Origin of the sequence: Paenibacillus sp. GCM10023250 (genome assembly GCF_042653205.1) — a bacterium.
GTDB lineage: Bacteria > Bacillota > Bacilli > Paenibacillales > Paenibacillaceae > Paenibacillus_Z.
The window spans coordinates 23,186-33,285 of the sequence record NZ_JBHSHY010000052.1; the positions used below are offsets into that span (position 1 = coordinate 23,186).

Annotated in this window: 10 protein-coding genes and 1 riboswitch; of the genes, 8 read left to right on the forward strand and 2 right to left on the reverse strand. The window is 65.2% G+C overall.

Annotated elements, in window-relative coordinates; genetic code table 11:
• Nucleotides 1-396: 396 nt before the first annotated feature.
• Together ACFPB1_RS24560 and ACFPB1_RS24565 are read left to right on the forward strand one after the other, a co-directional pair.
• The gene (locus ACFPB1_RS24560; protein ID WP_379228812.1) at nucleotides 397-972 is read left to right on the forward strand and encodes a maltose acetyltransferase domain-containing protein; all 576 of its coding nucleotides are present in this window, start codon (nucleotides 397-399) and stop codon (nucleotides 970-972) included.
• Between the two features lie 73 nt (nucleotides 973-1,045).
• Nucleotides 1,046-1,552: a GNAT family N-acetyltransferase gene (locus ACFPB1_RS24565; RefSeq protein WP_379228813.1), complete on the forward strand. Its 507-nt coding sequence runs from the start codon at nucleotides 1,046-1,048 to the stop codon at nucleotides 1,550-1,552.
• Nucleotides 1,553-1,777: 225 nt separating this feature from the next.
• Here the strand turns inward: ACFPB1_RS24565 and ACFPB1_RS24570 are convergent, their stop codons facing one another.
• Nucleotides 1,778-2,740, reverse strand: a complete 963-nt coding sequence (locus ACFPB1_RS24570) for an aldo/keto reductase (RefSeq protein ID WP_379228814.1) — start codon at nucleotides 2,738-2,740, stop codon at nucleotides 1,778-1,780.
• Nucleotides 2,741-2,977: 237 nt separating this feature from the next.
• Between ACFPB1_RS24570 and ACFPB1_RS24575 the strand changes: the two genes are divergently transcribed.
• Entirely contained in the window at nucleotides 2,978-4,183 is a 1,206-nt protein-coding gene (locus ACFPB1_RS24575; RefSeq protein ID WP_379228816.1) for an alpha/beta fold hydrolase, read from the forward strand.
• A 131-nt stretch (nucleotides 4,184-4,314) separates the two neighbouring features.
• Here the strand turns inward: ACFPB1_RS24575 and ACFPB1_RS24580 are convergent, their stop codons facing one another.
• The gene (locus ACFPB1_RS24580; protein ID WP_379228818.1) at nucleotides 4,315-5,904 is read right to left on the reverse strand and encodes a phytoene desaturase family protein; all 1,590 of its coding nucleotides are present in this window, start codon (nucleotides 5,902-5,904) and stop codon (nucleotides 4,315-4,317) included.
• Between the two features lie 275 nt (nucleotides 5,905-6,179).
• Here ACFPB1_RS24580 and ACFPB1_RS24585 point away from each other — a divergent pair, with 275 nt between their 5' ends.
• The 5 genes from ACFPB1_RS24585 (at nucleotide 6,180) to ACFPB1_RS24605 (ending at nucleotide 9,790) form a co-directional block, all read left to right on the forward strand.
• On the forward strand, nucleotides 6,180-7,220 hold the full coding sequence (locus ACFPB1_RS24585) for a zinc-dependent alcohol dehydrogenase (RefSeq protein WP_379228819.1): 1,041 nt from the start codon (nucleotides 6,180-6,182) through the stop codon (nucleotides 7,218-7,220).
• On the forward strand, nucleotides 7,220-7,552 hold the full coding sequence (locus ACFPB1_RS24590; protein ID WP_379228820.1) for a cupin domain-containing protein: 333 nt from the start codon (nucleotides 7,220-7,222) through the stop codon (nucleotides 7,550-7,552). Before ACFPB1_RS24585 ends, ACFPB1_RS24590 begins: the two co-directional genes overlap by 1 nt.
• Nucleotides 7,553-7,575: 23 nt before the next feature.
• Complete coding sequence (locus tag ACFPB1_RS24595; protein WP_379228821.1) at nucleotides 7,576-8,088, forward strand: phosphoesterase; 513 nt, start codon at nucleotides 7,576-7,578, stop codon at nucleotides 8,086-8,088.
• Entirely contained in the window at nucleotides 8,085-8,561 is a 477-nt protein-coding gene (gene coaD / locus ACFPB1_RS24600) for a pantetheine-phosphate adenylyltransferase (RefSeq protein ID WP_379228822.1), read from the forward strand. The genes ACFPB1_RS24595 and coaD overlap by 4 nt, the downstream gene beginning before the upstream one ends.
• A 238-nt stretch (nucleotides 8,562-8,799) precedes the next feature.
• Nucleotides 8,800-8,877, forward strand: a riboswitch (ZMP/ZTP riboswitch).
• Nucleotides 8,878-8,941: 64 nt separating this feature from the next.
• On the forward strand, nucleotides 8,942-9,790 hold the full coding sequence (locus ACFPB1_RS24605; protein ID WP_379228824.1) for a bifunctional 5,10-methylenetetrahydrofolate dehydrogenase/5,10-methenyltetrahydrofolate cyclohydrolase: 849 nt from the start codon (nucleotides 8,942-8,944) through the stop codon (nucleotides 9,788-9,790).
• Nucleotides 9,791-10,100: the final 310 nt, after the last annotated feature.

Below are 10,100 nucleotides of genomic sequence, written 5' to 3' on the forward strand. Positions count from 1 at the left end.
TGCATCGGCTTCCCTCCCGCATGGTTCATTATGTGGAAATAGTACCCAATTAGTGGCGATTTCGCAAGTGCATGGATAACGGATAGACCGAATCTTCGGAGCGGCTCAACCTATGCAAGGATCGTCTTCCCCTAGATTTTAAGATCGTTAGATAATGACAAAGCGGCAGAAGGAGTGAGTCGATGGGAGTTCTCACTTTTGTTCTTATCATTGGTCTTATATGCATCATCAGTTATTTGCGGGCGATTTATCTGACCCTTCAAGCGTTGTTGAAGGATAAGCAGCGATGAGGGCTGCATAACGCTCACAAACCTTTTGCGAAATGGCTGTAAGGGGCATGCTGACGTTATCGGCGCGCCGAACGGCCGAATGTATATCGACGAAAGGAAGTACGCGATGCAACCGAAAACCGAGAAAGAAAAGATGCTGAGCGGCGAACTGTATCTGGCGGCCGATCCGCAGCTGACGAAGGACCGGCTGAACGCCCGCCGGCTGACGCGGCTGTATAATCAAACGCTCGAAACGGAGCACGAGGAGCGGGAGCGGATCCTCCGGGAGCTGTTCGGCTCCACGGGGCGCGGCATCTATATCGAACCGGCGATTCGCTGCGATTACGGCTATAATCTCCATGTCGGGGACAATTTCTACGCCAATTTCGATTGCGTGTTCCTGGATGTATGCGAGATTCGCATCGGGGACAATTGCTTCCTTGCTCCCGGCGTGCATATCTATACCGCGACGCATCCCTTGGAGGCCGAGGCGCGCATCTCCGGCGCGGAATACGGGAAGCCGGTGTTCATCGGCCATAACGTGTGGATCGGCGGGCGCGCGGTCATTAATCCGGGCGTCAGGATCGGCGACAACGCGGTCATCGCCTCCGGGACGGTCGTGACGAAGGATGTGCCCGGTAACGTGGTGGCCGGCGGCAATCCGGCCCGCGTCCTCAAGCCGATCGGCAATGGCGCCGGCTAACCTCCGCCCGTCCGTTTATGTTAAGCTTAAGGAAAGCACGGAGCAAGTAATCTAGCAAAGGCGGGCAGGACTTATGGCAGTTAGCTTTTCACGCGTCAATACGACGGAGGATATCGCCGCAACGGCGCAATTGGGCGCTCGGATCTGGCAGGAATATTATGTGTCCATCATCTCGATGGAGCAGATCGCCTACATGCTCGAGAAATTCCAATCCGTCCCGGCGATGACGGAGCAGATCGAGCGGCAAGGTTACGAGTATTACCAGATCCGGCATGAAGGGGCGCCGGTCGGTTATCTGGCGGTCAAGCCGGAGGCGGGCAAGCTCTTCCTGAGCAAGCTCTATGTCGCCAAGGAGCATCGGGGGCAGGGCTGCGCCAGCCAAGCGATGGCGTTCCTGGAACGGCTCTGCCGTGACCGGTCCTTAAGCGCGATCTGGCTGACGGTCAACCGGCACAACGCCTCCAGCATCGCGGTCTACGAGAAGAAAGGCTTTCGGACCGTGCGGGAACAAGTCGCGGATATCGGGAACGGCTACGTCATGGACGACTTCGTCATGGAGAAGACCGTGGCGGCGTCCTAAAACGGCCGGCTGCCCCCGCGAGCTCGGCAACGGCGGGACGGCCGGGAGACGTGTAGTCCAAACGGCCAGGAGAAACGGTTAGGCGAAACGGTTAGGTGAAACGGCAAGCGAAGTGGCAGGCAGCGTCCGGCTTGCGGATGGAACGAGAAAGCCGCAAATGCGGCAATACGGCACGAACAAACGGCCCGCAGGTGCAATCCTGCGGGCTGTTCCCTATTCCAGCGGTTACCACGCGTAGGCGCGCGGCGCATCCCCGCCCGGACCGGGAAAGATTTCATCCAGCCGCTTCAGCGCCGGCTCGTCCAACTGCAGCTCGACCGCGCGCAGCGAGCGCTCGAATTGCGCCAGCGTGCGGACGCCGATCACCGGCGCGGTTACGGCCGGGTTGGCCAGCAGCCAAGCCAGCGCCACGACGTCCTCGTGCTCCCCGAGCTCGGCGCACAGCCCGGCGAACGCGTCGAGCTGCGTCCGGTGCCGCTCGATTCGCTCGGCATCGCCGCTGCGCCGGGCGGTCCCGCCGCTCGGCGCGCCGGCCAGCAGGCCGCCGTCCAGCGGACTCCAAGGCAGGACGCCGAGGCCAAGGCTCCGCGATGCCGGCAGCACTTCCAGCTCCGGCAGGCGGCAGAGCAAATTGTACTTGTGCTGCTCGGATACGAGGCCGAGCTGCCCGCGCGCCTTCGCCTCGCCCTGGGCAACCGCGATGTCCCAGCCGGCGAAGTTGCTCGAGCCGACGTAGCCGATTTTGCCTTGGGCCGCGGCGATTTCGAAGGCGTTCCACAGCTCGGCCCAGCTTGCGTTCCGGTCGATATGATGCATCTGGTACAGCTCGATATGGTCCGTCTGCAGACGGCGCAGCGAGCCTTCCAGATGCCGGCGGATTTTGTAAGCGGACAAGCCCGCTTCGCGGTTCGGCCCGTCGTGGTCGTCGTGCATGTCGTTGTATACTTTCGTGGCGAGCACGGTGCGCTCACGGCGGCCGCCGCCCTGCTTGAACCAGCGGCCGATGATTTCCTCTGTGCGGCCCAGGGCGTACTGGTTCGCCGTATCGAAGAAGTTGATCCCCGCGTCGAGCGCCGCGTCCATGATGCGGAACGCTTCTGGCTCCTCCGTCGTCCATCCGAAATTCATCGTGCCGAGGCACAGCCGGCTGACCTTCAATCCCGATTTTCCCAAATACGTATAATGCATTCGTTCACCGCTCCTTCTTCTGCTTCAACTCGGACGCGCGGCGTTCCGGGGCGCGACGCATGCCCAGAGACCATTATACAGGAACTCGGCTGAATTTGCGCCGAGGCGCCTCGTTCGCCGCATCATCTTCGCCCCGCTCCAGCTCCCGCGCCTCCCGTGAGCCGCCGCCGCTTACATTTCCCGGCTGTTCCCCGCATAGGGTTAGAGACAGCATCGTTCGCGAAAGGAGGCACGGCATTGAAGGATCAGGACCGCTATCCCGACCGGGATCCCGTTCAAATCGGCCTCGGCGTCCTGGACGGCTGCTCCGACGGCATCCGGCGAATCGCGGCGCTGCGATGCGCGGACGGGCTGCCGGAGGAGCGCGCGCGGTCGCTGGACGCCTGGGAAGAGGCGTTTCGCCGATTGGCGGATCAGGCGAAGCGCTATATGGCGTCCGCTCACACGCCCGCGGCATGGGAGCGGCTGCGCCTCGAGAGCGAGACGATGAACGAGACGTTCGAACGCTTCGCGCACGCACAGACGCTTCATGTCGCCATCGAGCAGCAGGCCGAGCCGTTCGACCCCGGCGCGATCTACGATCACGCCGGGAAGAAAGCCGTCCATTGGCGGGAAACGGTCAATGGCGTCCGCCTGCACTTCGTGACCGCCGGCCGCGGCGAGCCGCTGCTCCTGCTGCATGGCGCGCCGAAAACGTCCTTCTACTGGCATAAGCTGTTCCCCCTGCTGACGGACCGCTTCGCGGTCATCGCGCCGGATATTCGCGGGTTCGGGGATTCCGACAAGCCGCGGAGCGGCTACGGCATGGAGACGATCGCGGAGGATCTGGCCGAGCTCATGGCTGCCTTGGGCTGCGAATCGTATTACGTGCACGGCGAAGACTGGGGGGCGGCATTCGGGTACGCGCTGGCGGCCAAGCATCCAGACCGGGTCAAGAAGCTGTCCTTCTCCGAAATGCTGCTGCCGGGGCTCGGATTGGAGGACTGGTCGACCCTGATGCCGGAAAACGTCCACTCCCATCACTGGTTCTGGCATATCGTGTTCTTCGCGGTGCCGGACGTGCCCGAGCTGCTGATCACGGGCAAGGAACGCGAGTTTTGGGGGCGGCTGATGCGCGACGAGTGCCAGGATCCGAGCGCGATCACGGAGCCGCTCCTCGACGCGGTCGTGCGCGGCAGCGCCGGTCCCGGCGGGCTGCGTCCGATCTTCGACGTCTACCGGAGCGACTTCGAGAACGTCGCGTTCGTGCGGAAGCACATGCGGCGCAAGCTGCCGATGCCCGTCATCGCGGTCGCCGGCGCGTATTTCATGGGCGCGGACGTTCACCGCGTGGCCGGCTTGGTCGCGGAGCGGGTCACGCCGGCCATGCTCGATTGCGGACATTGTCTCGCCCTGGAACGGCCCGAACGGCTGGCCGCGCTGCTTCGCCGGTTCATGGGCTGACCGCGGCGGTTGATCGCGACACCGCAAGTCGGGATACCAAAATCCCCTCCAGCAGAGCCGCCGAGAGCCGCGCGCTGCGGGAGGGGATATTTTAAGCGGGGACAAGAACCTTGATCCGGCCTAAGGGCCGGTTACGAGTCGCCGGCCAGCAGCTGCTGCGCCACGATGTAGCCCGATCCGCCGTTGATGCCATGCCCCGGCCAAGTAGCCGCGCCCAGCATGTAGAGGTTCGGAATTTCCGTCCGGTGGCCCGGTTGGGCCGGCAGCGGCCGGAACAAGTAGCTCTGCGCGAGATCATGCGCGCCGCCGTACGGATCGCCGGGGCCGGAATTCGGGTTGAAGCGGGCGATGACGTCGGGCGTGACCACGAATTTGCCGACGATCGCGTCCGGGACGTTCGGAATATGCTTGCCGACGATGCCGATGACGCGCTCCGCGAAGCGCTCGGTCAGTTCGGCCGTCCAGGCGCCGTCGCCGACGTCGATGCTGCCGGCCGCGTCGCCGCGGGGGCGGCACGGTACCTCCAGCACTTGGAGCCGCATGATCGCCTTGCCGGCCGGCGCCCGGCTCGGATCGAGATTGGTCGGGCAATCGACCGTGAAGGTCGGCTTCGCGGGCAGCAGATCGGACATGCCCTGCGCGATGGCTTGGGTGAAGCCGTCGAGCCCGTCGGTCAGATGCGGCTGGCCGACGCGGGCGAACCGGGCGTCCGGCCAGCGAGGCGCCTCGCTCAGCGCCAGATGGATCTGCACGCAGCCTCTGCCGTAGCGGAACCTTCGGGCTTGGGCGCGAAGCTCGGCGCCGACCGGCGCGTCCGCGAGGAGCGACAGATAGAGCTGATCCGGGCCGGTGGAGGCGACGACCGCCTGCGCCGCCTGGTATTCCTCGCCGCCCGTCGTGCGCACGGCGACGGCCTTGCCGCCGCGGACGACGATCCGTTGCGCCTGCGTGCCGGTCACAATCGTGCCGCCCTGGTCCTGCACGAGCCGAGCCAGCGCCTGCGCGAGCCGCTCGCTGCCGCCCTCGGGGATCGGCATTCCGCCGCCCATGAGCGCCATCGCCGTCAGCGGCACCCAGACGCCGCTGCCGACTTCGTCCGGCGTGCGGCCGAGATGCGTGACCCAGGACGCCAGCATGGCGCGCGTCACCGGGGAGCGGAACCCGCTCACCGCCTGGCGGGCGGTAGAGAACACGGATGCGGCGAACGGCGAATAGCCTTTCGCGCCGGGAGCTGCCGCCAACAGCTCCCGGATGATCCCGGTCGCCCGAGGGCCCGACAGATCGAGATTGAACAGCTCGAACACCTGCCCCGCATAGGGGGCGAGCTCCTCGAACATGCGCCCCAGCACGGCGCCGTCGCCGGGGGAGAGCCGCTCGGCCTCGGCGGCCAAGTCTTCGCCCGAGCGGGCGAAGACGGCCGTGCCGCCGTTCTCCATCGAGACGCCGGTCGGCAGCTCCGTGTTCACGTAGCTTAGGCCGCGAGCCTCGAGCGCCTCTTTGAAGTCCGCATAGGCGGGGCCGGTCAGGAACAGCGGGTGGGCGGCGGCATAGACGTCGTGCTTGAAGCCGGGCAAAGTCAGTTCCTCCGTGCGCAGAAATCCGCCGGGCCGGTCGTTCTTCTCCAGCACGAGGACGCTTCGCCCCGCGCGCGTCAAATAAGCGGCCGCGATCAATGCGTTATGGCCGCTTCCAATGAGAATGACATCGTATGTAGTCAACATCGTTTCCCTCCCGCGTTCGTAAAAGCTAGCTTCAGTGTAAGGCAAGCCGTCGGCGAGAGGTGGCGTTTCCTGTCGGGGATTTTAAATGTTTTTTTAAGGAGCCGGAGGGCGGGGGACCGCCGCGGGACGCTTGCCGCACCGAGCCGCCCGCGTTCTCCCGCGCTCCCCGATTAGGGCTTTCGCCTTCGCGGGCGGAGTGCTACCATGAAGAGGAATGAAGCCGAATATTGCCAAACCTTTACGAAAGCGAATCGATCGCGGAGAGGGGAACACGCATGCAGGCATTGATTTACGAAGGACCGCAGGAGATGGTGCTCCGGGAGACGGACGAGCCGGTCCCGGGCGAGGCCGAGCTGCTCATACGCGTGGCGTACTCCGGCATTTGCGGGTCGGAGCTCAGCGGGTACTTGGGGAAAAACTCGCTCCGCAAGCCGCCGATGATATTCGGCCATGAATTTTCCGGCACGATCGCCGCCATCGGCAGCCGCGCCGCGGCGGACGGACGCTGGGTGCTCGGCCAGCGCGTCACGGCCAATCCGCTCGTCACGTGCGGGCAATGCGAGCCATGCATCACGGGGCGCCAGCAGCTGTGCGCGTCGCGGAAGCTGCTGTCCGCCGCGCTGCCCGGCAGCAACGCGGAGTACGTGAAGCTGCCGGCCGCCTTCGTCTATCCCGTGCCGGACGCGGTGACGCTGCGGCAGGCGGCGATGACGGAGCCGGCCGCCTGCGCGATCCGCGCGGCGGAGCTGGCCGCGCCGAATCCGTCCGATACGGTGCTCATCGTCGGGATGGGGCCGATCGGGCTGCTCACGCTGCAGGCGGTCCTGCAGCATGGCGTGCGCCGCGTCATCGCCGCCGACATGAACGCGGAGCGGCTCGCGATCGCCGCCAAGCTGGGGGCGGCGCATACCGTATGCCCGGCGTCCGGTACGGATACGCTGGAGGAAGCGAGGCGGCTGACCGGCGGCGCCGGCGTGGACGCCGCGATCGACGCGGTCGGCGCGAGCCTGACGCGCCGGCAGTGCGTGCTCGCGTGCAGGGGCGGCGGCCGCACGGTATTCACGGGGCTGCACGAGGAGGAATCCGCGCTCCCGGTGAACGTCGCGATCCGAAACGAAGTGACGATGACGGGCGCGTTCGCCTATTCCGCGGCCAACTTCCGGACGGCGCTCCGATGGATCGAGGAGGGCCGCATCGGCCTGGCCGACGGCGTGGTCGAAGCTCCGCTGCGCGAAGGCGGGCACTGGTTCGAGACGCTGCTGAAGGCGCCGGGCCACGTATCGAAAGTCTTATTGGTGCCGGGAGGCGAAGCCTGATGCCGCGTTTTGACGAATGGCATGCGTCCGGGCCGGGGATCGAGCGCAAGATCTTCCCGCCGGGCGAGACGATCATGAGCATGATGGTGAAGCTGCGCGCCGGCGCGGTCGGCGCGGCGCACGCGCACCCGCACGAGCAGCTGACGTTCGTCGTCAGCGGGCGGCTGCAGCTGGAGATGAACGGCGCGCTGTCGGTCGCCGGGGCGGGCGGGCAGTTCGTCATTCCCGGCGGCGCGGTGCACGAAGTGACGGCGCTCGCGGACACGGTCGTCGTCGAGACGTTCACGCCGCTTCGGGAGGATCTGCTCGAGACGATCACGGGCGGCGAGTAAGGCAGACAAGGAGCGTGAACCGCATGGGCAAGACCTTTTTCATCTCGGACCATCACTTCGGCCATACGCACATCATCGATTTCGAGTCGCGGCCATTCAAGAACGCCGAGGAGATGGACGAGACGATGATCGCGAAGTGGAACGCGGTCGTCGGCGAAGGGGACAAGGTATTTCACCTAGGGGACTTCTCGTTCCTGAACCGGGACCGGACCCGGGCGATCGTGGAGCGGCTGAACGGGTACAAGCACCTCATCCTCGGCAATCACGACCGGGGGCGCGGGCGGCAGTGGTGGCTGGACGCCGGCTTCGACGAAGTGAGCGAGCATCCGATCATCTATCAGGATTTCTTCTTCCTGTCGCACGAGCCGATGTACATGAACCGGCACATGCCGTACGTCAACGTCCACGGTCACATCCACGGGCAAAAATACGAAGGCGCGCACCATTTCAACGTCTGCGTCGAGCACTGGGATTACGCGCCGCTCACGTTCGAGCAGATCCGCGATGCCGTCGTGCCGGGCGAGGAGCAGGCATGAGGGTCGTGTACGCGGGCAGCTTCGACCCCATCACGCTCGGGCATATCTCGGTCATCGAGCGGGCCGGCACCTTGTTCGACGAGGTGCATGTCCTCATCGCGAACAACCGGAGCAAGCAGCATTACTTCGACCTCGCGCAGCGCACGAAGCTCGTGGAGCTGTCGGCGGCTCACGTGACGAACGCGGTCGTCGTGCCGTTCGAAGGCATCGTGGCGGACTATGTCAATGCGAACGCCGTGAAGGCCGTCATCCGGGGCATCCGCAATTCGACGGACCTCGAGTACGAGCTGCAGCTGGAGCAATACATGCGGACCGCGACCAAGGCGGACACCGTCTACCTGTCGCCGTACCTCAAGGACATCCAGACGAGCAGCTCGCTCGTGCGGATGTTCCTCCAGTCGAACAAGATCGAGCTGGCGCAGACCTACATGCACCCGGACGCCTACGCGAAAATGGTGACGTTCGCGAAGTAGACCGAAGCGGCGGCGGCAGCGGGGGCGTCGCCCGGAGCGGGTGCGTGCCGGAAGCGGGACGGGGCCTCGGGCCCGGGCGGCAGACGCGGCGCGCCTAGTCCGGCTTCGCGGGGCGCCCGCCGCCGGACCTCGGGCGGGTTCCCGCCGCCGGGCTTCGGGCGGGACCGGCTGTGCCTTTCGACTCCGATTCGGGTTGCCCGCCGCGCGCACGGAACGGTATACTATAACCATCGATTCAAAAGCGCGTGTGACTGGCGTAACGCGGCGAACCGCGGGGGAGCACGACGCGATACGGCCGTACGCCTGGGCAGAGGTAAGGGGATTCGTCCCCTTGCCTCTTTCTGTTTATTTCGGACCATTACGCGAGAGGATGAGGGAGCATGACGCATAAAGAAACGTTGGTATTGGACGGAAACGCGGTCGCGGACCGCATCAAGGAAGGGCTCGCGCCGCGCATCGCGCGGCTGAAGGAGCGGGGCATCGTCCCGTGTCTCGCGACCGTGCTGGTCGGGGACGACCCGGCATCCGCCACGTACGTGCGGATGAAGGGCAACGCGTGCAAGCGGCTCGGCATCGCGTCGATCCGCGTGGAGCTGCCCGCGGCGACGACGACGGAGGAATTGGTCGCGGCCATCCGGGGCTTGAACGGCGATGCCGCGGTGCACGGCATTCTGCTGCAGCATCCGGTGCCGCCGCATATCGACGAGCGGGCGGCGTTCGAAGCGATCGCCATCGAGAAGGACGTCGACGGCGTGACGACGCTCGGCTACGCGCGGACCGCGTTCGGCCTGGCGGACTTCCCGTGCTGCACGCCGGCGGCGATCATGGCGATCCTCGCGCACTACGAGCTGCCCGTAAGCGGCCGCCATGCCGTCGTCATCGGCCGCAGCCCGATCCTCGGCAAGCCCGTGTCGGCGATGCTGCTGAACGCGGACGCGACGGTTACGACCTGCCATTCGCGCACGGCGGATCTGCCGGCCATCGTCCGAATCGCGGATATCGTGGTCGCCGCCGTCGGCAAGCCGAAGTTCGTGCGGGGCGACTGGATCAAGCCGGGCGCCGTCGTGCTCGACGCCGGCTATAATCCCGGCAACGTCGGGGACGTCGACTACGAGGCGTGCGCGGGTAACGCCTCCGCCACCACGCCGGTGCCGGCTGGCGTCGGGCCGGTCACGATCGCGACGCTGCTGAAGCATACGGTGGACGCGGCGGAGAAGTTCGGCTCGTAGCGTGGGACGGCGCGGCGCTGGAGGCGCGAAAGCCCGTTTGTGGCCGATACGGCACGGACGGGCTTTTGAATGGATAAGGCTTCGCGAAGGTCGGCGCGCTTCCGGATCGGCCGGGCGCTTCCCAATGATTCATGAGCTGTTATAAAAAACTTAACGGGTATCGAACCCCGCCCCATCTCCATAGAGTCTGTAAAATACTTTGTGTAAACTCTCAAACCTACTAAAATGAAAGTAATAGAAAGGTTGGGGAGCACACATGGGATTATGGACGAAAGAGCAGCTGCGAGCATTCATTAAGGAGAACAAGCTA

Excerpts from the sequence above, each read along its gene's own strand:
- ACFPB1_RS24560 (WP_379228812.1), top strand. The coding sequence starts at position 397 with ATGCAACCGAAAACCGAGAAAGAAAAGATGCTGAGCGGCGAACTGTAT.
- ACFPB1_RS24565 (WP_379228813.1), top strand. The coding sequence starts at position 1,046 with ATGGCAGTTAGCTTTTCACGCGTCAATACGACGGAGGATATCGCCGCA.
- ACFPB1_RS24570 (WP_379228814.1), bottom strand. The coding sequence starts at position 2,740 with ATGCATTATACGTATTTGGGAAAATCGGGATTGAAGGTCAGCCGGCTG.
- ACFPB1_RS24580 (WP_379228818.1), bottom strand. The coding sequence starts at position 5,904 with ATGTTGACTACATACGATGTCATTCTCATTGGAAGCGGCCATAACGCA.
- ACFPB1_RS24585 (WP_379228819.1), top strand. The coding sequence starts at position 6,180 with ATGCAGGCATTGATTTACGAAGGACCGCAGGAGATGGTGCTCCGGGAG.
- ACFPB1_RS24590 (WP_379228820.1), top strand. The coding sequence starts at position 7,220 with ATGCCGCGTTTTGACGAATGGCATGCGTCCGGGCCGGGGATCGAGCGC.
- ACFPB1_RS24595 (WP_379228821.1), top strand. The coding sequence starts at position 7,576 with ATGGGCAAGACCTTTTTCATCTCGGACCATCACTTCGGCCATACGCAC.
- coaD (WP_379228822.1), top strand. The coding sequence starts at position 8,085 with ATGAGGGTCGTGTACGCGGGCAGCTTCGACCCCATCACGCTCGGGCAT.
- ACFPB1_RS24605 (WP_379228824.1), top strand. The coding sequence starts at position 8,942 with ATGACGCATAAAGAAACGTTGGTATTGGACGGAAACGCGGTCGCGGAC.